This is a genomic window from Bacillus sp. FSL R5-0712, assembly GCF_038593285.1.
In the GTDB taxonomy this organism is placed as follows: Bacteria; Bacillota; Bacilli; order Bacillales; family Bacillaceae; genus Bacillus; species Bacillus safensis.
Genome location: NZ_CP151981.1, coordinates 94,904 through 120,769, shown reverse-complemented (window position 1 = coordinate 120,769; position 25,866 = coordinate 94,904). Strand labels below are relative to the sequence as shown.

Annotated in this window: 16 protein-coding genes, 9 tRNA genes, 5 rRNA genes and 1 other annotated feature; all 30 genes read right to left on the bottom strand. The window is 45.3% G+C overall.

Annotated elements, in window-relative coordinates; genetic code table 11:
• Positions 1-66: 66 nt before the first annotated feature.
• Positions 67-723 carry an RNA polymerase sporulation sigma factor SigH gene (sigH, locus tag NSU11_RS00645; protein ID WP_008345424.1) on the bottom strand — a complete coding sequence of 219 codons (657 nt, stop codon included), beginning with the start codon at positions 721-723 and terminating at the stop codon, positions 67-69.
• A gap of 63 nt (positions 724-786) precedes the next feature.
• Positions 787-1,299: a ribosome-dependent mRNA decay endonuclease Rae1/YacP gene (gene rae1, locus NSU11_RS00640; protein WP_024425589.1), complete on the bottom strand. Its 513-nt coding sequence runs from the start codon at positions 1,297-1,299 to the stop codon at positions 787-789.
• A 2-nt stretch (positions 1,300-1,301) separates the two neighbouring features.
• Positions 1,302-2,051: a 23S rRNA (guanosine(2251)-2'-O)-methyltransferase RlmB gene (rlmB, locus tag NSU11_RS00635; RefSeq protein ID WP_024425588.1), complete on the bottom strand. Its 750-nt coding sequence runs from the start codon at positions 2,049-2,051 to the stop codon at positions 1,302-1,304.
• Positions 2,035-2,466, bottom strand: a complete 432-nt coding sequence (locus NSU11_RS00630) for a Mini-ribonuclease 3 (RefSeq protein WP_024425587.1) — start codon at positions 2,464-2,466, stop codon at positions 2,035-2,037. Before NSU11_RS00630 ends, rlmB begins: the two co-directional genes overlap by 17 nt.
• 3 nt (positions 2,467-2,469) lie before the next feature.
• A complete protein-coding gene (gene cysS, locus NSU11_RS00625) occupies positions 2,470-3,870 on the bottom strand; it encodes a cysteine--tRNA ligase (protein WP_149126069.1) in 1,401 nt (466 codons plus the stop codon).
• Positions 3,867-4,520 (bottom strand): serine O-acetyltransferase, encoded by a 654-nt coding sequence (cysE, locus tag NSU11_RS00620; protein WP_024425585.1) that lies wholly within the window; start codon positions 4,518-4,520, stop codon positions 3,867-3,869. The genes cysS and cysE overlap by 4 nt, the downstream gene beginning before the upstream one ends.
• A gap of 81 nt (positions 4,521-4,601) precedes the next feature.
• Positions 4,602-4,832, bottom strand: a binding site (T-box leader).
• Positions 4,832-6,283, bottom strand: a complete 1,452-nt coding sequence (gene gltX, locus NSU11_RS00615; protein WP_342493749.1) for a glutamate--tRNA ligase — start codon at positions 6,281-6,283, stop codon at positions 4,832-4,834. (Overlaps the previous feature by 1 nt.)
• A gap of 94 nt (positions 6,284-6,377) precedes the next feature.
• Positions 6,378-6,854: a 2-C-methyl-D-erythritol 2,4-cyclodiphosphate synthase gene (gene ispF, locus NSU11_RS00610; protein ID WP_003216928.1), complete on the bottom strand. Its 477-nt coding sequence runs from the start codon at positions 6,852-6,854 to the stop codon at positions 6,378-6,380.
• Positions 6,855-6,857: 3 nt separating this feature from the next.
• Positions 6,858-7,547, bottom strand: coding sequence for a 2-C-methyl-D-erythritol 4-phosphate cytidylyltransferase (gene ispD / locus NSU11_RS00605; RefSeq protein ID WP_024425583.1), 690 nt, complete (start codon positions 7,545-7,547; stop codon positions 6,858-6,860).
• A gap of 13 nt (positions 7,548-7,560) precedes the next feature.
• Entirely contained in the window at positions 7,561-8,661 is a 1,101-nt protein-coding gene (locus NSU11_RS00600) for a PIN/TRAM domain-containing protein (RefSeq protein ID WP_197202702.1), read from the bottom strand.
• 153 nt (positions 8,662-8,814) lie between these two features.
• A complete protein-coding gene (gene disA / locus NSU11_RS00595) occupies positions 8,815-9,894 on the bottom strand; it encodes a DNA integrity scanning diadenylate cyclase DisA (protein ID WP_024425581.1) in 1,080 nt (359 codons plus the stop codon).
• Between the two features lie 2 nt (positions 9,895-9,896).
• Positions 9,897-11,276, bottom strand: coding sequence for a DNA repair protein RadA (gene radA / locus NSU11_RS00590; RefSeq protein WP_024425863.1), 1,380 nt, complete (start codon positions 11,274-11,276; stop codon positions 9,897-9,899).
• Between the two features lie 93 nt (positions 11,277-11,369).
• Complete coding sequence (gene clpC / locus NSU11_RS00585; protein WP_007496263.1) at positions 11,370-13,805, bottom strand: ATP-dependent protease ATP-binding subunit ClpC; 2,436 nt, start codon at positions 13,803-13,805, stop codon at positions 11,370-11,372.
• Positions 13,802-14,893: a protein arginine kinase gene (locus tag NSU11_RS00580; RefSeq protein ID WP_024425579.1), complete on the bottom strand. Its 1,092-nt coding sequence runs from the start codon at positions 14,891-14,893 to the stop codon at positions 13,802-13,804. The genes clpC and NSU11_RS00580 overlap by 4 nt, the downstream gene beginning before the upstream one ends.
• Positions 14,894-14,897: 4 nt before the next feature.
• On the bottom strand, positions 14,898-15,455 hold the full coding sequence (locus NSU11_RS00575; protein ID WP_024425862.1) for a UvrB/UvrC motif-containing protein: 558 nt from the start codon (positions 15,453-15,455) through the stop codon (positions 14,898-14,900).
• Positions 15,456-15,469: 14 nt separating this feature from the next.
• Entirely contained in the window at positions 15,470-15,934 is a 465-nt protein-coding gene (locus NSU11_RS00570) for a CtsR family transcriptional regulator (protein ID WP_003217184.1), read from the bottom strand.
• A 177-nt stretch (positions 15,935-16,111) separates the two neighbouring features.
• Positions 16,112-16,227: ribosomal RNA gene (rrf, locus tag NSU11_RS00565) — 5S ribosomal RNA — on the bottom strand.
• Between the two features lie 61 nt (positions 16,228-16,288).
• Positions 16,289-19,219 (bottom strand): 23S ribosomal RNA (locus NSU11_RS00560).
• 182 nt (positions 19,220-19,401) lie between these two features.
• Positions 19,402-20,950 (bottom strand): 16S ribosomal RNA (locus NSU11_RS00555).
• Between the two features lie 124 nt (positions 20,951-21,074).
• Positions 21,075-21,150: transfer RNA gene (locus NSU11_RS00550), tRNA-Ala, on the bottom strand.
• 8 nt (positions 21,151-21,158) lie between these two features.
• Positions 21,159-21,235, bottom strand: a tRNA-Pro gene (locus NSU11_RS00545).
• 7 nt (positions 21,236-21,242) lie between these two features.
• Positions 21,243-21,319 (bottom strand) — tRNA-Arg (locus NSU11_RS00540).
• Between the two features lie 10 nt (positions 21,320-21,329).
• Positions 21,330-21,415, bottom strand: a tRNA-Leu gene (locus tag NSU11_RS00535).
• Between the two features lie 12 nt (positions 21,416-21,427).
• Positions 21,428-21,499, bottom strand: a tRNA-Gly gene (locus NSU11_RS00530).
• 30 nt (positions 21,500-21,529) lie between these two features.
• A tRNA-Leu gene (locus NSU11_RS00525) sits at positions 21,530-21,612 on the bottom strand.
• 8 nt (positions 21,613-21,620) lie between these two features.
• A tRNA-Lys gene (locus NSU11_RS00520) sits at positions 21,621-21,696 on the bottom strand.
• Positions 21,697-21,733: 37 nt separating this feature from the next.
• Positions 21,734-21,809 (bottom strand) — tRNA-Thr (locus NSU11_RS00515).
• Between the two features lie 33 nt (positions 21,810-21,842).
• Positions 21,843-21,918: transfer RNA gene (locus NSU11_RS00510), tRNA-Val, on the bottom strand.
• Positions 21,919-22,716: 798 nt separating this feature from the next.
• Positions 22,717-22,832: ribosomal RNA gene (gene rrf, locus NSU11_RS00505) — 5S ribosomal RNA — on the bottom strand.
• A 61-nt stretch (positions 22,833-22,893) separates the two neighbouring features.
• Positions 22,894-25,824: ribosomal RNA gene (locus tag NSU11_RS00500) — 23S ribosomal RNA — on the bottom strand.
• The 16S, 23S and 5S rRNA genes sit together here with 9 tRNA genes alongside, the layout of an rRNA operon.
• Positions 25,825-25,866: the final 42 nt, after the last annotated feature.

Here is a 25,866-nt window from a genome sequence, read left to right as displayed (position 1 = left end):
ATTTTCTCGACATCATTTCATTAGTACCTTATCACAGTGTCGAAAAAGCTGTCAATATAGGTTTGATTAGAGACTAATCTCGCGAAGCTCTAAATATTTCTCTAATTTTCTCTTTACTCTTTGGAGTGCGTTATCAATTGATTTCACATGACGGTTTAAATCTTCCGAAATCTCCTGATAGGATCTGCCATCAAGATACAGCACAAGTACCTTTCTTTCCAGCTCGCTTAGCAGTTCACCCATCTTCATTTCGATATCATCAAATTCTTCTTTGCTAATGATTAAGTCTTCTGGGTTAAGCGCTTTAGCACCGGAAATGACATCCAATAATGTTCTGTCCGATTCTTCATCGTAGATCGGCTTGTCTAATGATACATAGGAATTTAACGGGATATGTTTTTGGCGAGTAGCTGTTTTAATTGCGGTGATAATTTGGCGGGTAATACATAATTCTGCAAAAGCCTTAAATGAAGTAAGCTTGTCCTCTCTGAAATCGCGGATAGACTTATAAAGTCCGATCATTCCCTCTTGGACAATGTCCTCTCGATCCGCTCCTATCAAGAAATAAGATCTTGCTTTCGCACGTACAAAATTGCGGTATTTCGTTATTAAATAATCTAGCGCATCACTATCTCCGACATGAACCCTTTCAATGACTTGTTCATCTTCCAACTGGCAAAATTGCTCTCTGATGGACTTACCCTTGCTGTTGTTTAGATTCACTTCGATCCCCCCGACCGCACCTAGATAGAAATATTATACATTAATGGTTGAAATATCGTCAAGCTATTCCAGATTCCCGCGCCGCCATTTTTCAAACGTTTTCAATACATCTTCTGACAATTCAATCTTAGATGCCGGTTTATCAGAAGTAATCTTTTTGACCCTCGTTTCAATCTTTCGTTCTATCACTTCAATCTCTCTTAAAAGCTCACGAGCCGACTTCCGAAGAGCTCCTTGTCCAAAAATAGCCCATTGTTCCGTAAAATCTGAGGTTGCCACATGAATTTGCGTCCGGATATTATTCAAATCCTGCGCCAGCTTTTCAATCCGCTCATCCGCCGTTTCATTCTCTCTCGTAAAGATGACCTCTACTCGGTGGTTAGTCCGCTTTTTTTCAATTCCTTTGACCATATGGGCATCGAATACGACAATGACTCGATACCCTGTGTAGGCTTGATATTCTGCTAAATGTTGAATCAGCACGTCTCTGGCTTCTTCAAAGCTGTTTTCCTTTAAGTGCTGCAGCTGAGGCCATGCACCTATCATGTTGTATCCATCGACTAAGAGGATATCCATCTCTATTCTCCTAACGGATAACGTTTTCGATACACTTCATACATCAATAGACCAGCCGCAACTGATGCGTTTAACGAAGTAACCTTCCCGGCCATAGGCAGTTTAATCAGAAAATCACACTTTTCTTTAATCAATCGGCCAATTCCTTTTCCTTCACTGCCAATCACAAGAGCCAGCGGCATTGTGCCATCAAATTGTCTGTAATCCTGTTTAGCAGACGCATCTGTTCCCGCAACCCAGATTCCTCTTTCTTTCATTTCATCAAGGGCTCTTGAAAGATTGGTCACTTTTGCAACAGGAATATGCTCAATTGCTCCAGTGGATGCCTTAGCAACTGTTGTTGTTAGACCGACCGCTCTCCTTTTCGGAATGACAATCCCATGTGCACCTACAGCATCTGCCGTACGCATAATAGATCCTAAATTATGCGGGTCTTCAATTTCATCTAAAATCAGAAAGAAAGGCTGTTCATTCCGCTTTTCAGCGATTTGATACAGATCGTCCAATTCTGCATATTCATATGCTGCTACTTGTGCAACGATTCCCTGGTGCTGACCTGTAACCATTTGATCAAGCTTTTTCCTCGGAACATACTGAATGGTGATATTTTGCTTTTTAGCGAGTTCAATGACCTGCTGGGCTTGTCCTTTTACAGTGTTTTCCGCCATCCAGAGCTTGTATAACTCCCGATCTGACTTCAGTGTTTCAATCACTGCATTTTTCCCAATGACATAATCATGTTGCTGACTCATTTGTCTTCCTCCCTGACGTTCCGATTTCAATCGCCTGACCAATCAGCTCTTCTAAGCGTTCGTCCTGCTTTTCGATAAATAAATACCCCATGAGCGCTTCAAACGCTGTACTATAACGATACGTTTGAACGTCTGTGTTTTTAGGCACTGTGCCTGATTTTGCGTTTCTTCCTCTTTTCAGCACCGCTTCTTCTGCTTCAGTGAAAAAGCCTTGCTGCTGAAGCGTAAATAAAATAGCAGCCTGTGATTTAGCTGAAACAATTTTGCTTGCTCGTTTGTGCAGCTCATTTGGTTTTGTCGCCCCCGTTTGGAGGAGGTGATGCCTCACATAAACTTCAAAAATGGCATCACCCATATAAGCCAGCGCAAGTCCGTTCAGCTGTTTACCGTCTTTCAGCTTTTCAAAATTCAACATTGCCTAATCTCCTCTTTTCCAACGAGTACCTTGAGGAGTGTCCTCCAACACAATATTCATGTTCTTTAATTGATCACGAATTTGATCAGATAGGGCAAAGTCACGATTTCTTCTAGCTTCATTGCGTTTTTCAATTAACGCTTCTACCTCTTCGTCAAGCGTGTGCTTTTCTTCTAATGAGAAGCCGAGAACAGACGTAATTTCTTGGAACAAGCCGATAAATGCCTTGATCACTTCCTCCGAAGTATGATCATTTTCCATATAATAATTCGCCTGTTTCGCTAATTCGAATAAAACAGAGATCGCATTTGCCGTATTGAAGTCATCATTCATTTCAGAAATAAATGTCGCACGCTGCTCTTCAATTTTTTCCAGCCATTCAGCATTGTCTTCCGTGATATTCGTACTGCTCTCAAGACGGTGATGTAAATTCGCATACGATGTCTTGAGTCGGTTAAACGCACTCTTTGTACTTTCTAATAAATCCATTGAGTAGTTAATTGGGTGGCGATAGTGAACCGACAACATAAAGAAGCGGAGCACATCAGGATCTTGTTCTTTCACAATGTCATGCACGAGCACAAAGTTGCCAAGTGATTTTGACATTTTTTCATTATCAATATTAATATACCCGTTATGCATCCAATATTTCGCAAAAGGCTTCCCTGTCAAAGCCTCAGATTGGGCAATTTCATTCTCATGGTGAGGGAATGTTAAATCCTGTCCACCAGCATGAATGTCGATCGTATCACCTAAATATTTTTTGACCATTGCCGAGCATTCGATGTGCCAGCCTGGGCGTCCTTTGCCCCACGGGCTATCCCAAGAGATTTCCTGATCCTTTGCAGCCTTCCAAAGGGCAAAGTCCAGCGCATCTCGTTTCTTTTCACCTACACGAATACGAGCACCCGTCTTCAGTTCATCAATTGATTGGTGAGAAAGCTTTCCATAACCTTCAAATGAGCGTGTGCTGTAATACACGTCACCATCTGCTTCATAGGCGTAGCCTTTTTCAATCAATGTCGCAATAAACGCAATGATATCATCCATGTTTTCCGTCACTCGCGGGTGAAGGTCTGCTTTTTTGCAGCCGAGCGCACTGACGTCTTCAAAGTAGGCTTGGATAAAACGATCAGCAATTGTCGGCACATCTTCTCCGAGTTCATTGGCTGCCTTGATGAGTTTATCATCCACATCTGTAAAGTTTGATACAAAGTTCACATCGTAACCGCTGTATTCTAAATACTTACGTACAGTGTCATAAACAATAGCAGGTCTAGCATTTCCGATATGAATGTAGTTATAAACGGTTGGTCCGCACACATACATCTTGACCTTTCCTGGCTCAAGCGGGACAAATTCTTCCTTCTTACGTGTCAATGTATTATAAATATTGATTGTCATGATTGTTCTTCCTTTCTGCTCAATGAAGCCAGCTCACCTTTTAGCTTTTCCATTTCTCGTTCCAATTCTTTAAAACGATCGGAAACTGGATCTGGCAAATCTTGATGGTTGAGATCACGATTGATTTTCTTTCCATTTTGAACGACCACTCGCCCAGGTATACCTACAACAGTGGAATGGTCTGGGACGTCTTTTAACACGACCGACCCTGCACCAATCTTGGACCCTTTTCCAACCGTGATAGAACCAAGCACCTTGGCACCTGTCGCAATGAGGGCATCATCTAAAATGGTCGGATGCCGCTTTCCCTTTTCTTTCCCTGTTCCCCCTAATGTCACGCCTTGGAAAACAGTGACGTTGTCTCCAATTTCACATGTTTCCCCGATCACGACGCCCATGCCGTGATCAATGAAGAACCGCCTGCCAATGGTTGCCGCCGGATGAATTTCCACCCCTGTGAAAAAGCGGCTGACCTGAGAAATGATCCGCGCAATAAAATACAGCTTCCGCTTATAAAATGCGTGCGCAATACGGTGAGCCCAAATCGCATGAAGCCCTGAATAGGTTAGCACTACTTCAATATAGCTTCTAGCAGCAGGATCTTGATCAAACACAGTATCAATATCTTCTTTCAGCATTTTGAAAAACACATGCTCCCCCCTCTTCCCCCATGAATCTCTCTTAGGACTTGCTCTCTTTTTTTGGACAAATAAAAAACGCCTCTGCTAAATGACAGAGACGTTTTGAAAACGCGGTTCCACTCTGTTTAGAAAGCTACTTATCTTTCAGCCTTCTCAACTTAATCCCATAACGGAGGGTACCGCCCTTGCATACTAACGTACGTGTTCCTCAAGGGTCTTGAGGGTGCATTTCCAATGTCTGCCCATAAGTCTCTTTCAGCCGGTGGAGACTCTTTCTGTGATGGACGAGTACATTGTACTTCTCCCTCGCAACGATTTCCTTATATTTGTTTAATGCGGTTTAATACCGTTTCTTTACCTAGTAATTCAATACTTTGCGGAAGTTCTGGGCCATGCATTTGTCCTGTGACAGCCACACGAATCGGCATGAATAGTTTCTTGCCTTTATGCCCTGTTTCTTTTTGTACCGCTTTAATGGCAGCCTTGATTTCATCAGGTGTGAAAGACTCAAGCTGTTCAAGCTGACCTGCAAAAGATGCCATCACTTCTGGTACTTGCTCCTCTGCTAGAACTTCCTTTGCCTCTTGATTATACTCAATTTGCTCCTTAAAGAACAACTCTGTTAACTCAACAATTTCTGCTCCGTAGCTTAATTGTTCGTGATACAGAGAAATAAGCTTGCGTACCCATGTGTTTTCTTCTTCTGTCAGCTGCTCACTTACCTTGCCTGCTTTTTGAAGATGCGGAAGTGTTAGTGCCACAACCTGATCAAGATCAAGTGCTTTCACGTATTGGTTGTTCACCCATTTTAGTTTATGCATATCAAATAGAGCTGGTGACTTAGAAAGTCGATTCACATCGAAAATGTCGATGAATTGCTCTTTTGTAAACAGTTCTTCTTCGCCCACTGGAGACCATCCAAGTAATGCAATGAAGTTAAACAGAGCTTCAGGTAAATATCCTAAATTCTTATATTGCTCGATGAATTGAATAATTGATTCATCACGTTTACTTAATTTCTTGCGGTTTTCGTTCACAATCAACGTCATATGTCCAAATAGCGGAACATCCCAGCCAAATGCATTAAAAACCATAATTTGTTTAGGCGTATTTGAAATATGATCCTCTCCGCGAAGAACGTGAGTCATTTTCATCAAATGATCATCCACGGCTACGGCAAAGTTATAAGTTGGCGTGCCATCTTTCTTCACAATAACAAAATCACCGATGCCATCTGTTTCAAACGAAATATCGCCTTTAACCATGTCGTCAAATTTGATGATTTCTCCTTTTGGCACTCGGAAGCGGATGCTTGGCTCTCTTCCTTCAGCAATTAGCTTGTCCTCTTCTTCTTTTGATAAATGACTGCATTTACCAGAATATCGAGGCATTTCACTGCGGGCGATTTGTGCTTCACGCTCTGCCTCTAGCTCTTCAGCCGTACAATAGCACTTATACGCCAAGTCCTTCTCTAAGAGCTCGTCATAATATTTTTTGTAAATATCATTTCGCTCTGATTGTCTGTAAGGACCGTAACCGCCATCTTTATCAATGCTCTCATCCCAATCAATACCGAGCCATTGCAGGTGGCGAAGCTGGCTTTCCTCCCCGCCTTCTACATTACGCTTTTGGTCCGTATCCTCGATTCGAATAATAAATTTGCCGCCTTGGCTGCGTGCGAACAAATAGTTAAAAAGAGCCGTTCTAGCATTCCCAATATGTAAATGACCAGTTGGACTCGGTGCATAACGAACACGCACTTCATTTCCCATGAGTTTAACTTCCTTTCATCTGCATCATGTTGTCTGACACCAATTTTTTATAAACGTATTTTATCATCAAAACCTATTCTCATCAAAATGGATTTTACTTTTTCTGAAGAAGCACTGTTGCCTGAGAGGCAATTCCTTCTCCTCTTCCTGTAAATCCGAGTTTCTCTGTCGTTGTTGCTTTGACATTCACCTGTGTGACATCGGCCTCAAGCGCTTCTGCAATTTTCTCACACATTGGTTGAATGTAAGGTGCCATTTTAGGCTTTTGCGCCATGATGGTGCAGTCAATATTCACAAGTGTGTAGCCCTTTTCTTTCACAAGTGCCCACACATGCTGCAATAATTTAAAAGAATCTGCATCCTTAAACTCAGGATCTGTGTCTGGGAAATGTCTGCCGATATCTCCTTCAGCAATCGCACCAAGGCATGCATCTGCCACTGTGTGAAGCAGTACGTCAGCATCTGAATGCCCTAGCAGTCCCTTTTCATAAGGGATGGTGACCCCGCCGATAATTAGAGGTCTTCCCTCTGTTAATTGATGTACATCAAAACCTTGTCCTATTCTCAACATGATCTAGTACCCTCTTTCCGCATCCATAATTGCCTTGGCAACCAATAAATCATCCGGTGTTGTCAGCTTAATATTGGTATAGTCTCCTTGGACAATATACACATTCTCACCTTGTAATTGTTCAACAAGACTGGCGTCGTCTGTTCCAAGGAAGCCTGTCCGCTCCGCATATTCATGCGCCTCTTTTAAAATAGAATGACGAAAAGCTTGTGGGGTCTGGACTGCCCACAAGCTCTGACGTTCAATGGTTTGTTCCACTTTGCCTTCTTGAACGCGTTTGATTGTGTCTTTCACTGGTACCGCTACAACTGCGGAGCCTTTTTCAATCGCCGCTTTAACGAGCAAGTCAATCTGTGTATGCTTAATAAAAGGCCTTGCCCCATCATGAACAAGCACGATGTCCGCATCTTTCACAGCCTTTAATCCTTCGTATACACTTTGCTGACGTTCTTCACCGCCAGTGACAAGTGAAACAGGCGTTTGAAAAGCGTGTACCTTGAGTAGCCTTTCAAAGTCTTGACGCTCCTCTTCATTGATCGCTAGGATCATTCGTTTGCATTGCGCATGAGCGTCAAACACCTTTAGTGTATGAATGATGACCGGCATTCTTTTCAGCTCAATAAAAAGCTTATTGCGGCCGGCCTTCATTCGTTTCCCCTGCCCCGCAGCCGGAATAACTACTTCATAATACATGTTCGTTCTCCCTTTAGAGCGCCTTCTCCAGAAGTTTTGGCTTCGCAAAAATCATTCTTCCAGCAGCAGTCTGCAGCACACTTGTGACGAGCACGTCAATGTCTTTTCCAATGTAATTGCGTCCTTCCTCGACCACAATCATCGTCCCGTCATCTAAGTAAGCAACACCTTGGTTATGCTCTTTCCCATCTTTGATGACCTGTACCTTCATTTCTTCCCCAGGCAGTACAACCGGTTTAACGGCATTGGCTAGATCATTGATGTTTAACACTGCTACTTTTTGAAGTTCGCATACTTTATTTAAATTAAAATCATTGGTCACAACAACACCTGAAGTTAATTTCGCCAGCTTCACAAGCTTGCTATCAACCTCTTGAATGTCTTCGAAGTCACCTTCGTAAATTTCAACTTTGATATCCAATTCTTTTTGAATACGATTTAAAATATCAAGACCTCTTCGGCCTCTATTTCTCTTTAATACATCTGAAGAGTCTGCAATATGCTGTAATTCCTCGAGTACAAATTGAGGAATGACCATGACACCTTCTAAGAATCCAGTTTGGCAAATATCTGCGATTCTTCCATCAATGATAACACTTGTGTCTAAAATTTTCAGCTTTTTATCTTCTATTTCAGGTTCATCATCAGCTGCTCCTTTTTTCTTTGTGACCTTTGCAGATCGGGAGAACAGCCCTATCATTTCATCCTTCTTCTTAAAGCCTACCTGAAACCCAAGGTATCCTAAAAAGAAAGCCAGGAAAATCGGAATAATGGTACCAAAAATATGATATGGGATATTGTTTAGCGGGATCACGTTTACAATAAGATATGCTAGAATAAGTCCAAATACTAATCCGAAACTTCCAGATATAAGATCAGGAAGAGGCGCCTTCAATAGAGAATCCTCGATCCATTTCACCCAATTTACCACATAACCTGTGCACCATTTACCAATGATGAAGAACACAACGGCTCCTATTAGTGCTGAAGAGTAAGCATTTGTTATGAAAGGTATGTCCTTTAAATTTAAAAGCAGAAATAACTCTGGAATGATAAAAATCCCCACAACTGCACCCAAAATGATAAAAAACGCCTGAACGATTCTTTTTAACATACCTTCACCTCCTTTATTTTTCATCTGTCAATCCACCTTCATCTGACATTGATATATGTTTAAGTTTCCTATCATGAGCAACAGAAAACAAAACCATCATTAATATACCCATATTCATCCATTTTTAACCGTAGTAGAGGAAAATTTCTCTTCTTAAAGCTGACGGTCGATATAATGTTTTTCTTGTAACCTTTTTAAACCTTTTTTTATCTTTTTCGCTCTTACTTCTCCAATTCCTTCTACTTCATCCAATTCTTGTACATCTGCTTCCATAATTCGATCTAGCACACCGAATGCTTCAACCACATTTTCGACGATTGGCATTGGCAGTCTAGGGATTTTATGGAGCAATCTGTATCCTCTTGTGTACACATATTCGTCAATATTTGTAGAAGCTGGATATCCAAGTAACTTGTACAGAATGGAATCATCTAAAAGCTCAAAGCTCGACATATCTTGAAGTTGTTTAAGCAGCACATACGGATCTTTAATCTTTTCTTTCACGTAATCTTTAATAAATAAAGCCGCTTCCTGCTCCATATCTGTAATCAATTCATTGACCTGCAGACGGATCAAGTGTCCCTCTGTTCCAAGCTCTTTGATATACATATTGATTTCATTTTTGATTCTGAGTACCATTTCGTAGCGGTGCAGCACGGATAATACATCCCCAAAGGTCACAAGCTCTTCGAATTCTAGGGCGCTTAACGCAGAAATGGCGTGATCTAAAATCGTTTTATATTTCTCAAGTGTTTGAATGGCTTGATTAGCCTTTGTTAAAATAAAGCCAATATCTTTCAGCGTATAACGACGATTCCCTTGGTATAAGGTAATGACGTTCCTCCGTTCAGAAATAGCAATAATTAAGCAGCCTGTCTGCTTTGCTACACGTTCAGCCGTCCGGTGCCTCATGCCTGTTTCCGATGAATGAATGGTTGCATCTGGCATCAGCTGTGTATTCGCATACAAGATTTTTTGACCAGAATCGCTAAGAATAATGGCTCCATCCATCTTCGCCAATTCATATAAATGTGCTGGGGAGAAGGCTGAATTAATGTGAAATCCTCCATCTACCACACTCTTTACTTTGTCATTATAACCAACTACAATGAGCCCGCCAGTATTGGCTCTCAGGACGTTTTCAATCCCTGCCCGCAGAGGTGTTCCTGGTGCCACAAACTGTACAATATCTAAGAGATCGAGTTCTCTCGCTCCTTTTTTCTCTTTTTCCATTTCTATGATCCCCCTAGTGAAATTCGAAGTGCCTCCGCTACATTTTCTACACCAACTAACTCAATCCCTCTCGGCTTTTTCCATCCGTCTAGATTCGCCTGAGGAATAAACATTCGCTTAAATCCTAGTTTTGCAGCTTCCTGCACTCGCTGTTCAATTCTTGATACTCTTCTGACTTCTCCCGTCAGACCGACCTCTCCTATAAAGCAATCCGCTTGATGCGGCGCTGCATCTTTAAAGCTTGATGCAATACTGACGGCAATAGCTAAGTCAATCGCCGGTTCGTCAAGCTTCACACCGCCTGCGACCTTTAAATAGGCATCTTGGTTTTGCAGCAGCAGCCCCACGCGTTTTTCTAAAACTGCCATGAGCAGCGATACTCGATTATGATCAAGGCCAGTGGCCATTCTTCGCGGATTCCCAAAGCTTGTCGGGGAAATTAACGCCTGTATCTCGACAAGTACGGGTCTTGTTCCTTCCATTGAGGCAACAACACACGAACCAGATACACCTGCCGACCGCTCTTCTAAAAAGATTTCTGATGGGTTTAATACTTCCGTGAGCCCTTCCTCTCTCATTTCAAAAATCCCCAATTCATTCGTTGAACCAAATCGGTTTTTGACCGCCCGTAAAATACGAAACGTATGATGACGCTCGCCTTCAAAATAAAGAACTGTGTCCACCATATGCTCTAAAAGGCGTGGACCTGCGATCGAGCCTTCTTTGGTCACGTGACCAACGATAAAAATAGGAATACCATTTGTTTTGGCAATCTTCATCAGCTGCGCTGTACATTCTCTAACTTGAGATACAGAGCCGGGAGCTGACGTGATATCGCTTTGATAAACGGTTTGAATCGAATCCACCACAACAAAAGCAGGTTTCATCTCCTGTATAGCAGACGTTATATACTCCATATCGGTTTCAGCCAAAACATGTAAAGAGGCGCTTTCAATGCCAAGGCGGTCCGCTCTTAGCTTCGTTTGTTTAATGGACTCCTCACCAGATATGTATAACACATTCTGATTTTTGTCTGAGAGCTGTGCTGATACTTGTAATAACAATGTGGACTTCCCAATCCCAGGATCTCCGCCGATGAGAACAAGAGAACCTTTGACAATTCCACTTCCCAATACTCGGTTAAATTCTTCTAAATTTGTTTTAATTCGGGGTTCTTCGGATGTTTCAATTGCAGATATAGGTGAAGGTTTTTGAATGGTTTGAACAGAATGATTAAAAGCACTTCGACGGTTTGCCGGCTCTTTGCGAACGACCTCTTCTGTCATACTGTTCCACGTGCCGCAGCCTGGACATTTCCCCATCCATTTGGCTGACTCATAACCGCACGATTGGCATATAAATTTTGATTTTGTCTTAGCCATAGATTGAAGAATACAACTCCTTATACTGGTCAGAAAATAAGTAAAGGGAGGCATACACCTTGCTGGTATGCCTCACACTTTTTTCTTACTATATTAGTTCGTAGCAGCCGTCGCTTTTACGACAATTTCTCCATCTTCCACATCTAATACGATATGTTGACCTTTTTCAATATTCCCCTTCAGAAGCTCCTCAGAAAGTCGATCTTCTACATGCTTTTGAATCGCTCTTCTTAACGGACGCGCACCGTACTCAAGATCTACTCCTTCGTCGGCAATTTTCGCTTTTGCTGCTTCCGTCAATTCAATTGATAGGTCTTGTTCTTTTAATCGTTTTGTCAATTGATCAGACATGAGAGACACGATCTCTTTGAGATGTTTCTTCTCAAGCGAGTGGAAGACAATGATTTCATCAATACGGTTGATAAACTCAGGTCTAAACGCACGTTTCAACTCGCCCATCACTTTGCCTTTCATATCCTTGTAATTTTGACTTTCATCCTGCACGTTAAAGCCAACATATTTATTGCGCTTCAGCTCACTAGCTCCAACGTTTGATGTCATGATCAAAATCGTATTTCTAAAGTCAACGGTACGCCCTTTAGAATCTGTCAGACGACCATCTTCTAACACTTGCAGTAAGATATTAAATACATCTGGATGCGCCTTTTCAATCTCGTCTAAAAGAACGACAGAATAAGGTTTTCTTCTCACTTTTTCAGTCAGCTGTCCACCTTCATCATAGCCCACATAGCCTGGAGGTGACCCAACAAGTCTGGATGTAGAGTGTTTCTCCATGTATTCAGACATATCAATACGGATCATTGCTTCTTCATCACCGAAAATAGACTCAGCGAGTGCTCTTGCAAGCTCCGTTTTACCAACCCCTGTTGGACCCAAGAAGATAAAGGAGCCGATTGGACGCTTCGGATCTTTCAGGCCAGCACGCGCACGTCTCACCGCTTTGGCTACAGCGACAACCGCTTCATCCTGTCCGATCACGCGAGAATGAAGCAATTGTTCCATGTTCAGAAGCTTATCTGTCTCCGTTTGAGCAATTTTCGAAACAGGCACTCCCGTCCAGCTGGAAACGACCATTGCGATATCATCTACAGATACCTCTGAATTCTCTTGTCCCTGCTTTTCTTTCCATGATTTCTTTGTCACTTCTACTTTTTCACGCAAACGCTGCTCTGTATCGCGAAGAGAAGCTGCTTTTTCAAATTCTTGACTTTGAACTGCCGCATCCTTTTCCTTGCGTACTTCATCCAGCTTTTGCTCTAACTCTTTTAGGTTAGGCGGTGTTGTGAACGAACGTAAACGGACTTTCGAACCTGCCTCATCAATTAAATCAATCGCCTTATCTGGAAGGAATCGGTCAGAAATATAACGGTCAGACAGCTTCACCGCCGCCTCAATCGCTTCATCTGTAATAGACACACGGTGATGTGCTTCATACCGGTCTCTAAGCCCTCTTAAGATTTGAATACTTTCATCAACAGACGGCTGATCTACTTGAATTGGCTGGAAACGTCGTTCAAGCGCAGCGTCCTTTTCAATGTATTTACGGTACTCATCTAACGTTGTTGCCCCAATACATTGAAGCTCACCACGTGCTAAGGATGGCTTCAAGATATTAGACGCATCAATCGCGCCCTCTGCTCCACCAGCACCAATGAGTGTATGAAGCTCGTCGATAAAGAGAATGATATTTCCTGCCTGGCGAATTTCGTCCATCACTTTTTTCAAACGATCCTCGAATTCACCACGATATTTCGTCCCAGCTACAACAGTTCCCATATCCAGTGTCATCACTCGTTTATCGCGCAGGATTTCAGGCACTTCGTTATGAATAATTTGCTGTGCAAGACCTTCTGCGATGGCTGTTTTACCAACACCAGGCTCACCAATCAGCACAGGGTTATTTTTTGTTCTTCTACTTAGAACCTCAATGACACGTTGAATTTCTTTGCTTCGGCCAATGACAGGGTCCAAGCTGTCCTCTTTTGCGATAGCTGTCAAATCTCTCGCCAAGCTATCTAGTGTTGGTGTATTGGCATTGCTATTAGAGCCGGCCGCAGATGCACCTGTTTCATTGCTTCCAAGCAGCTGCAGGACTTGCTGACGTGCTTTATTTAAGCTCACTCCGAGGTTATTTAAGACACGGGCAGCGACACCCTCTCCCTCACGAATAAGACCTAATAGAATATGTTCTGTCCCTACATAGGAATGACCTAGCTTTCTTGCTTCATCCATTGAAAGCTCAGTGACCTTCTTCGCTCTAGGCGTATAATGAGGAATAGCTTGAGACACCTCTTGCCCTCTTCCAATCAAGCTTTCGACTTCTTTTTGGATTTTATCTGAAACAAGGCCCAGTGCTTCTAACGCTTTGGCAGCGATGCCCTCACCTTCACGTACAAGGCCAAGTAAAATGTGCTCAGTACCTATGTTTTTATGGCCTAGGCGAATGGCTTCTTCTTGTGCAAGTGCTAATACCTTTTGAGCTCTTTCAGTGAATCTTCCAAACATCATATCGTTTCATCCTCCTGTCCATTCCTATGCATTTCTAAGCGCAGCCTTTCTCTAATAATCGCTGCTCGTTTTATATCTCGTTCATTTGGCTCCAAGGCTCCTCCTGAATATTGTTGAAGGAAGCCGGGCTGAGTCAAAATCATGAGTTCATTCAGTATATTACTTGAAAGCCCCTTAATGATACCTAAATCAATTCCAAGCCGCACATCTGACAAACACTTTGCTGTTTCCTTTGATTCAATCATACGACAATTGGCCAAAATCCCTAAGGAACGGTACACTCTGTCCTCAAGTTCAATTTTAGATGTTTGATATAAAGCTTTTCGTGCAGATCGCTCTTGTTCAATGAGCTGAGCGGTCACACTATTCAAGTCATCTACAATGTCTTCTTCTGATTGACCAAGTGTCATTTGATTTGATATTTGAAAGATGTTTCCTATTGCTTCGCTGCCCTCACCATAAATTCCTCTGACCACAAGACCTAATTGATTAATGGCCGGAATAATCCGATTCATTTGTCTTGTGAGCGCTAATGCTGGTAAATGCATCATGACCGAAGCCCTAATACCTGTACCTACATTGGTCGGACAGCTTGTTAAGTATCCTCGCTTTTCAGAAAACGCATAATCCACTTGCTCTTCAATCCAGTCATCTACCTGATTAGCCGCTTTTAATGCATTGGCTAGCTGAAAACCTGGGAATAAGCATTGGATTCGAATATGGTCTTCTTCATTCAGCATCACACTGATTTCTTCATTTTCAGAAAGCAAACAGCCGCCAAATCTTGATTCAGCTAAATTGGGGCTAATCAAATGCTTTTCAACAAGTACCCTCTTTGCTAAAGGCTGCGTTTCATTCATTCGAATCAGAACAAAGTTTCCAATGTCCTTCACTTCCTGGCTAGCAAACTTTTGTTCGAATTGCTGGAGAACAGCTTCAGCTTCAGCTTGAGAAAACTGAGTTGGGAAACGAACATGCTCTAGATTGCGAGCTAGCCGGATACGACTGCTTAGAACAATGTCACTTTCTGGTCCTTTTTGTTTCATCCACTGACTTAGAGCGTCTTGAATAAAATGCTGGAGCGACATGTCGTTAATCTCCCTCCCTCTGCTGAGATTGCTCATGCTCTAATGCACGAATTTGATCTCGAACTTCCGCTGCCTTTTCGAACTCTTCCTGTTCAATCAGCTGCTTCAGCTCTTGCTGCATTAACTCAAGTTTCCGGCGAACATGCAGGCTGCCGGCAATTCGTTTAGGGACTTTTCCATTATGGACTGTATTTCCACTATGGACTTTCCGTAAAACAGGGTTCAGATACTGATCAAATGTACGATAGCATTCTGCACAGCCAAATCGGCCTGTTTTTCTGAACTGCTGAAAGGTTAAGCCACACTTAGGACATTGATCCACTTCTTTCGCTTCTTGAAAAATAGACGAGCCCTTGTTAGCACTTGTGGTGAAGCTAGGATCAATATTCAATAAGCCTGATAATAAGTTGTGAATCGAGAAACCTTGGTTTCCACTCATAGCATATGAATCACTGTTTTCTTTTGCACATTGTTCACATATGTGCATTTCTTGTTTTTCTCCATTTATAACTTTCGTAAAGTGAAAAGTGGCTGGTCTCTCATTACATTCTTGACAAATCAATCTTTTCACCCGCTTTACTTTAATTTCAAAGCATTTAACATCGCTTTCATCATCCGAGCACGCAGTTCATCACGTTCAGGTAAATCAATATGCAATACAGAACGATCCATGACACTAATCATCATCTTAGCTTCTCTTTCAGATAAAATGTTATTTTCAACAAGACGCATGATGATATGATCAGATGCAGCCTGTGATAAACGATGATATATTTGGGAAATAATGTTGTTCAATAAGTCGACTTCATCATTCATTTTGACTTTAATGATGCGGATATAGCCACCGCCGCCACGCTTACTTTCAACGATATAGCCTCTCTCGCTCGTAAAGCGTGTATTGATAACATAGTTAATTTGTGAAGGTACGCATTGAAATTTATCTGCAATTTCATTGCGCTTAATTTCTAATATTTCTCGACCGTTCTGATCCAAGACTTCCTTCAAATACTGCTCGATGATATCAGAAATATTTTGTGCCACTCCGCCTCCTCCTCCATTGACTTTGACTATATTTGACTTTAATCTTACTATAAATTTTTTCGATCGATTTTTCAAGATAATCGCTCAACTAACAATATTATTTCCACATTTATATGGTATCAAACCTCTCAAAAACACAAAAAAGACCAGTTCCGACTGGAACTGATCCTTATAGAAGCTTGGCGGCGTCCTACTCTCACAGGGGGAAACCCCCAACTACCATCGGCGCTGAAGAGCTTAACTTCCGTGTTCGGTATGGGAACGGGTGTGACCTCTTCGCTATCGCCACCAAACCTGATGGAGAGAATGTTCTCTCAAAACTAGATAACAATGTTCATGCTTCACATTAGAATATAGGTTAAGTCCTCGATCTATTAGTATCTGTCAGCTCCACGTGTCACCACGCTTCCACCTCAGACCTATCAACCTGATCATCTTTCAGGGATCTTACTTCCTTGCGGAATGGGAAATCTCATCTTGAGGGGGGCTTCATGCTTAGATGCTTTCAGCACTTATCCCGTCCGCACATAGCTACCCAGCGATGCCCTTGGCAGAACAACTGGTACACCAGCGGTGCGTCCATCCCGGTCCTCTCGTACTAAGGACAGCTCCTCTCAAATTTCCTGCGCCCGCGACGGATAGGGACCGAACTGTCTCACGACGTTCTGAACCCAGCTCGCGTACCGCTTTAATGGGCGAACAGCCCAACCCTTGGGACCGACTACAGCCCCAGGATGCGATGAGCCGACATCGAGGTGCCAAACCTCCCCGTCGATGTGGACTCTTGGGGGAGATAAGCCTGTTATCCCCGGGGTAGCTTTTATCCGTTGAGCGATGGCCCTTCCATGCGGAACCACCGGATCACTAAGCCCGACTTTCGTCCCTGCTCGACTTGTAGGTCTCGCAGTCAAGCTCCCTTGTGCCTTTACACTCTGCGAATGATTTCCAACCATTCTGAGGGAACCTTTGGGCGCCTCCGTTACATTTTAGGAGGCGACCGCCCCAGTCAAACTGCCCACCTGACACTGTCTCCCTGCCCGATAAGGGCAGCGGGTTAGAAGGTCAATACAGCCAGGGTAGTATCCCACCGATGCCTCCACCGAAGCTAGCGCTCCGGTTTCCAAGGCTCCTACCTATCCTGTACAAGCTGTACCAACATTCAATATCAGGCTGCAGTAAAGCTCCACGGGGTCTTTCCGTCCTGTCGCGGGTAACCTGCATCTTCACAGGTACTATAATTTCACCGAGTCTCTCGTTGAGACAGTGCCCAGATCGTTGCGCCTTTCGTGCGGGTCGGAACTTACCCGACAAGGAATTTCGCTACCTTAGGACCGTTATAGTTACGGCCGCCGTTTACTGGGGCTTCAATTCGCACCTTCGCTTACGCTAAGCGCTCCTCTTAACCTTCCAGCACCGGGCAGGCGTCAGCCCCTATACTTCGCCTTACGGCTTCGCAGAGACCTGTGTTTTTGCTAAACAGTCGCCTGGGCCTATTCACTGCGGCTTCTCGGGGCTTTAACACCCTAAGAAGCACCCCTTCTCCCGAAGTTACGGGGTCATTTTGCCGAGTTCCTTAACGAGAGTTCTCTCGATCACCTTAGGATTCTCTCCTCGCCTACCTGTGTCGGTTTGCGGTACGGGCACCTCTCACCTCGCTAGAGGCTTTTCTTGGCAGTGTGGAATCAGGAACTTCGCTACTAAATTTCGCTCGCCATCACAGCTCAGCCTTCACGGGAAACGGATTTGCCTATTTCCCAGCCTAACTGCTTGGACGCGGATATCCAATACCGCGCTTACCCTATCCTCCTGCGTCCCCCCATTGCTCAAATGGTGAGGAGGTGGTACAGGAATATCAACCTGTTGTCCATCGCCTACGCCTTTCGGCCTCGGCTTAGGTCCCGACTAACCCTGAGCGGACGAGCCTTCCTCAGGAAACCTTAGGCATTCGGTGGACGGGATTCTCACCCGTCTTTCGCTACTCATACCGGCATTCTCACTTCTAAGCGCTCCACCAGTCCTTCCGGTCTGGCTTCACAGCCCTTAGAACGCTCTCCTACCACTGTTCGTAAGAACAGTCCGCAGCTTCGGTGATACGTTTAGCCCCGGTACATTTTCGGCGCAGAGTCACTCGACCAGTGAGCTATTACGCACTCTTTAAATGGTGGCTGCTTCTAAGCCAACATCCTGGTTGTCTAAGCAACTCCACATCCTTTTCCACTTAACGTATACTTTGGGACCTTAGCTGGCGGTCTGGGCTGTTTCCCTTTCGACTACGGATCTTATCACTCGCAGTCTGACTCCCAAGGATAAGTCATCGGCATTCGGAGTTTGACTGAATTCGGTAACCCGGTAGGGGCCCCTAGTCCAATCAGTGCTCTACCTCCGAGACTCTTACCTTGAGGCTAGCCCTAAAGCTATTTCGGAGAGAACCAGCTATCTCCAGGTTCGATTGGCATTTCACCCCTACCCACACCTCATCCCCGCACTTTTCAACGTGCGTGGGTTCGGGCCTCCATTCAGTGTTACCTGAACTTCACCCTGGACATGGGTAGATCACCTGGTTTCGGGTCTACGACCACGTACTCATGCGCCCTATTCAGACTCGCTTTCGCTGCGGCTCCGCATCTTCTGCTTAACCTTGCACGGGATCGTAACTCGCCGGTTCATTCTACAAAAGGCACGCCATCACCCGTTAACGGGCTCTGACTACTTGTAGGCACACGGTTTCAGGATCTATTTCACTCCCCTTCCGGGGTGCTTTTCACCTTTCCCTCACGGTACTGGTTCACTATCGGTCACTAGGGAGTATTTAGCCTTGGGAGATGGTCCTCCCGGATTCCGACGGAATTTCACGTGTTCCGCCGTACTCAGGATCCACTCTGGAGAGAATGACATTTCAGTTACAGGGCTGTTACCTTCTTTGGCGGGCCTTTCCAGACCTCTTCGCTTATATCATTCCTTTGTAACTCCGTATAGAGTGTCCTACAACCCCAAGAGGCAAGCCTCTTGGTTTGGGCTGTTCCCGTTTCGCTCGCCGCTACTCAGGGAATCGCATTTGCTTTCTCTTCCTCCGGGTACTTAGATGTTTCAGTTCCCCGGGTATGCCTTCTCATACTCTATGTATTCAAGTATGGATACTACTCCATTACGAGCAGTGGGTTTCCCCATTCGGAAATCTCCGGATCAAAGCTTGCTTACAGCTCCCCGAAGCATATCGGTGTTCGTCCCGTCCTTCATCGGCTCCTAGTGCCAAGGCATCCACCGTGCGCCCTTTCTAACTTAACCATTTCTTACTTTAGAAAGAATCACTATGTGTGATGAACTTTGCATTGCATTCAATGTGAATGTATTACTTATTGTTATCTAGTTTTCAAAGAACAATCCTGTCTCGCTAGAGACATGTTTTGAAGGAATGATCCTTCAAAACTAAACAAGACGAAAACGCACGCTGCTCCATATATCCTTAGAAAGGAGGTGATCCAGCCGCACCTTCCGATACGGCTACCTTGTTACGACTTCACCCCAATCATCTGCCCCACCTTCGGCGGCTGGCTCCATAAAGGTTACCTCACCGACTTCGGGTGTTGCAAACTCTCGTGGTGTGACGGGCGGTGTGTACAAGGCCCGGGAACGTATTCACCGCGGCATGCTGATCCGCGATTACTAGCGATTCCAGCTTCACGCAGTCGAGTTGCAGACTGCGATCCGAACTGAGAACAGATTTATGGGATTGGCTAAACCTTGCGGTCTTGCAGCCCTTTGTTCTGTCCATTGTAGCACGTGTGTAGCCCAGGTCATAAGGGGCATGATGATTTGACGTCATCCCCACCTTCCTCCGGTTTGTCACCGGCAGTCACCTTAGAGTGCCCAACTGAATGCTGGCAACTAAGATCAAGGGTTGCGCTCGTTGCGGGACTTAACCCAACATCTCACGACACGAGCTGACGACAACCATGCACCACCTGTCACTCTGTCCCCGAAGGGAAAGCCCTATCTCTAGGGTTGTCAGAGGATGTCAAGACCTGGTAAGGTTCTTCGCGTTGCTTCGAATTAAACCACATGCTCCACCGCTTGTGCGGGCCCCCGTCAATTCCTTTGAGTTTCAGTCTTGCGACCGTACTCCCCAGGCGGAGTGCTTAATGCGTTAGCTGCAGCACTAAGGGGCGGAAACCCCCTAACACTTAGCACTCATCGTTTACGGCGTGGACTACCAGGGTATCTAATCCTGTTCGCTCCCCACGCTTTCGCTCCTCAGCGTCAGTTACAGACCAGAGAGTCGCCTTCGCCACTGGTGTTCCTCCACATCTCTACGCATTTCACCGCTACACGTGGAATTCCACTCTCCTCTTCTGCACTCAAGTTTCCCAGTTTCCAATGACCCTCCCCGGTTGAGCCGGGGGCTTTCACATCAGACTTAAGAAACCGCCTGCGAGCCCTTTACGCCCAATAATTCCGGACAACGCTTGCCACCTACGTATTACCGCGGCTGCTGGCACGTAGTTAGCCGTGGCTTTCTGGTTAGGTACCGTCAAGGTGCGAGCAGTTACTCTCGCACTTGTTCTTCCCTAACAACAGAGCTTTACGATCCGAAAACCTTCATCACTCACGCGGCGTTGCTCCGTCAGACTTTCGTCCATTGCGGAAGATTCCCTACTGCTGCCTCCCGTAGGAGTCTGGGCCGTGTCTCAGTCCCAGTGTGGCCGATCACCCTCTCAGGTCGGCTACGCATCGTCGCCTTGGTGAGCCATTACCCCACCAACTAGCTAATGCGCCGCGGGTCCATCTGTAAGTGACAGCCGAAACCGTCTTTCATCCTTGAACCATGCGGTTCAAGGAACTATCCGGTATTAGCTCCGGTTTCCCGGAGTTATCCCAGTCTTACAGGCAGGTTACCCACGTGTTACTCACCCGTCCGCCGCTAACATCCGGGAGCAAGCTCCCTTCTGTCCGCTCGACTTGCATGTATTAGGCACGCCGCCAGCGTTCGTCCTGAGCCAGGATCAAACTCTCCGAAAAAGTACAAAACCGAAGTTTTGCTTTTCGCCAGTTTGACTGACTACCTATGAAGTATCATAGGATTTTTTATAAAAACTCGAATTAACAGGTACGTTTTGTCTTGTTTAGTTTTCAAAGATCATATTGGTGGAGCCTAGCGGGATCGAACCGCTGACCTCCTGCGTGCAAGGCAGGCGCTCTCCCAGCTGAGCTAAGGCCCCATAAAAGATGGTCGGGAAGACAGGATTCGAACCTGCGACCCCTTGGTCCCAAACCAAGTGCTCTACCAAGCTGAGCTACTTCCCGATCTTAATGGCGCGCCCGAGAGGAGTCGAACCCCTAACCTTTTGATCCGTAGTCAAACGCTCTATCCAATTGAGCTACGGGCGCTTATTTATAATGCCGAGGGCCGGACTTGAACCGGCACGGTAGTCACCTACCGCAGGATTTTAAGTCCTGTGTGTCTGCCAATTCCACCACCCCGGCGTGGATGGTATAAGCGGAAGACGGGATTCGAACCCGCGACCCCCACCTTGGCAAGGTGGTGTTCTACCACTGAACTACTTCCGCATTACAGGATTTCTTTATTTTATTTGGCAATGCGGGTGAAGGGACTTGAACCCCCACGTCATAAAGACACTAGATCCTAAGTCTAGCGCGTCTGCCAATTCCGCCACACCCGCATGAAACATGGTGAGCCATGAAGGACTCGAACCTTCGACCCTCTGATTAAAAGTCAGATGCTCTACCAACTGAGCTAATGGCTCGCTTTAAAAGCGACTTGTCTATCTTACCATATGAAAGTGGTGCCGGCAAGAGGACTTGAACCCCCAACCTACTGATTACAAGTCAGTTGCTCTACCAGTTGAGCTACACCGGCTTTATCTATCCTAACATTATGTAAGAATAAATATGGTGGAGGATGACGGGCTCGAACCGCCGACCCTCTGCTTGTAAGGCAGATGCTCTCCCAGCTGAGCTAATCCTCCATATTGTGTCGTTTCGAAGTGTCTCTCGATCTGACAAATAGTATTATATAACGATAAGATATTGTTTGTAAAGACTTTTTTAAAATAATTTTTGAATTTATTTTAAAGCTGTTTTTTCATCTTTTCGTTAAGGCACCTAAAGAAGTTTACCACTTGTCTCATCATTTTAAAAGCCTTTTTTTCATTTTTTTATGTTTTTTTGTTAAAAAGAGTACTAATAAGGCTTTATTCCTTTGAAAACAGCTATTTCGAAGCTTTCATACCCTTGATTTTATTTCATATATCTCTGGATAAAAACATTCAAAAAAGAAATCTTGTTATTATTTTATTTTTCTGAGAAATCTTTTTTGCATAAAAAAGTGTGAAAATACTGCTGGTCTTTACTATTTTTCAACAAAATCGTTTCACATCATTTTTCTATTGCTTCAAATAATTTTAACAGGAGAAATAAAATGAGTATTGTTTCTTTCATTTCTTCTATCTTTTTAAATTGGAAATGCAACAATAGCTGACCATCCCCTTCGGGATGAAGTCTTTCTATTTAGTGCCCTATACATCGCCTTTCTATATCTATTTAGCCGAAGGTGAGGTTTTCTATGCTTTTAGTGTAGACCCTTGATCATTTGAGCTGCTGGTTCATATGATGACCGACATGTTAAATTGAAAGAGCGTAAATTTTGATTCATTTAGCAATCAACGAGGGAACAACGTATTTTCACTTTAAGAACCTATTATATAGAAGCAAGTCATGCAAAACACAAAAAAGATCAGTTCCGACTGGAACTGATCTTTATAGAAGCTTGGCGGCGTCCTACTCTCACAGGGGGAAACCCCCAACTACCATCGGCGCTGAAGAGCTTAACTTCCGTGTTCGGTATGGGAACGGGTGTGACCTCTTCGCTATCGCCACCAAACCTGATGGAGAGAATGTTCTCTCAAAACTAGATAACAATGTTCATGCTTCACATTAGAATATAGGTTAAGTCCTCGATCTATTAGTATCTGTCAGCTCCACGTGTCACCACGCTTCCACCTCAGACCTATCAACCTGATCATCTTTCAGGGATCTTACTTCCTTGCGGAATGGGAAATCTCATCTTGAGGGGGGCTTCATGCTTAGATGCTTTCAGCACTTATCCCGTCCGCACATAGCTACCCAGCGATGCCCTTGGCAGAACAACTGGTACACCAGCGGTGCGTCCATCCCGGTCCTCTCGTACTAAGGACAGCTCCTCTCAAATTTCCTGCGCCCGCGACGGATAGGGACCGAACTGTCTCACGACGTTCTGAACCCAGCTCGCGTACCGCTTTAATGGGCGAACAGCCCAACCCTTGGGACCGACTACAGCCCCAGGATGCGATGAGCCGACATCGAGGTGCCAAACCTCCCCGTCGATGTGGACTCTTGGGGGAGATAAGCCTGTTATCCCCGGGGTAGCTTTTATCCGTTGAGCGATGGCCCTTCCATGCGGAACCACCGGATCACTAAGCCCGACTTTCGTCCCTGCTCGACTTGTAGGTCTCGCAGTCAAGCTCCCTTGTGCCTTTACACTCTGCGAATGATTTCCAACCATTCTGAGGGAACCTTTGGGCGCCTCCGTTACATTTTAGGAGGCGACCGCCCCAGTCAAACTGCCCACCTGACACTGTCTCCCTGCCCGATAAGGGCAGCGGGTTAGAAGGTCAATACAGCCAGGGTAGTATCCCACCGATGCCTCCACCGAAGCTAGCGCTCCGGTTTCCAAGGCTCCTACCTATCCTGTACAAGCTGTACCAACATTCAATATCAGGCTGCAGTAAAGCTCCACGGGGTCTTTCCGTCCTGTCGCGGGTAACCTGCATCTTCACAGGTACTATAATTTCACCGAGTCTCTCGTTGAGACAGTGCCCAGATCGTTGCGCCTTTCGTGCGGGTCGGAACTTACCCGACAAGGAATTTCGCTACCTTAGGACCGTTATAGTTACGGCCGCCGTTTACTGGGGCTTCAATTCGCACCTTCGCTTACGCTAAGCGCTCCTCTTAACCTTCCAGCACCGGGCAGGCGTCAGCCCCTATACTTCGCCTTACGGCTTCGCAGAGACCTGTGTTTTTGCTAAACAGTCGCCTGGGCCTATTCACTGCGGCTTCTCGGGGCTTTAACACCCTAAGAAGCACCCCTTCTCCCGAAGTTACGGGGTCATTTTGCCGAGTTCCTTAACGAGAGTTCTCTCGATCACCTTAGGATTCTCTCCTCGCCTACCTGTGTCGGTTTGCGGTACGGGCACCTCTCACCTCGCTAGAGGCTTTTCTTGGCAGTGTGGAATCAGGAACTTCGCTACTAAATTTCGCTCGCCATCACAGCTCAGCCTTCACGGGAAACGGATTTGCCTATTTCCCAGCCTAACTGCTTGGACGCGGATATCCAATACCGCGCTTACCCTATCCTCCTGCGTCCCCCCATTGCTCAAATGGTGAGGAGGTGGTACAGGAATATCAACCTGTTGTCCATCGCCTACGCCTTTCGGCCTCGGCTTAGGTCCCGACTAACCCTGAGCGGACGAGCCTTCCTCAGGAAACCTTAGGCATTCGGTGGACGGGATTCTCACCCGTCTTTCGCTACTCATACCGGCATTCTCACTTCTAAGCGCTCCACCAGTCCTTCCGGTCTGGCTTCACAGCCCTTAGAACGCTCTCCTACCACTGTTCGTAAGAACAGTCCGCAGCTTCGGTGATACGTTTAGCCCCGGTACATTTTCGGCGCAGAGTCACTCGACCAGTGAGCTATTACGCACTCTTTAAATGGTGGCTGCTTCTAAGCCAACATCCTGGTTGTCTAAGCAACTCCACATCCTTTTCCACTTAACGTATACTTTGGGACCTTAGCTGGCGGTCTGGGCTGTTTCCCTTTCGACTACGGATCTTATCACTCGCAGTCTGACTCCCAAGGATAAGTCATCGGCATTCGGAGTTTGACTGAATTCGGTAACCCGGTAGGGGCCCCTAGTCCAATCAGTGCTCTACCTCCGAGACTCTTACCTTGAGGCTAGCCCTAAAGCTATTTCGGAGAGAACCAGCTATCTCCAGGTTCGATTGGCATTTCACCCCTACCCACACCTCATCCCCGCACTTTTCAACGTGCGTGGGTTCGGGCCTCCATTCAGTGTTACCTGAACTTCACCCTGGACATGGGTAGATCACCTGGTTTCGGGTCTACGACCACGTACTCATGCGCCCTATTCAGACTCGCTTTCGCTGCGGCTCCGCATCTTCTGCTTAACCTTGCACGGGATCGTAACTCGCCGGTTCATTCTACAAAAGGCACGCCATCACCCGTTAACGGGCTCTGACTACTTGTAGGCACACGGTTTCAGGATCTATTTCACTCCCCTTCCGGGGTGCTTTTCACCTTTCCCTCACGGTACTGGTTCACTATCGGTCACTAGGGAGTATTTAGCCTTGGGAGATGGTCCTCCCGGATTCCGACGGAATTTCACGTGTTCCGCCGTACTCAGGATCCACTCTGGAGAGAATAACATTTCAGTTACAGGGCTGTTACCTTCTTTGGCGGGCCTTTCCAGACCTCTTCGCTTATATCATTCCTTTGTAACTCCGTATAGAGTGTCCTACAACCCCAAGAGGCAAGCCTCTTGGTTTGGGCTGTTCCCGTTTCGCTCGCCGCTACTCAGGGAATCGCATTTGCTTTCTCTTCCTCCGGGTACTTAGATGTTTCAGTTCCCCGGGTATGCCTTCTCATACTCTATGTATTCAAGTATGGATACTACTCCATTACGAGCAGTGGGTTTCCCCATTCGGAAATCTCCGGATCAAAGCTTGCTTACAGCTCCCCGAAGCATATCGGTGTTCGTCCCGTCCTTCATCGGCTCCTAGTGCCAAGGCATCCACCGTGCGCCCTTTCTAACTTAACCATTTCTTACTTTAGAAAGAATCACTATGTGTGATGAACTTTG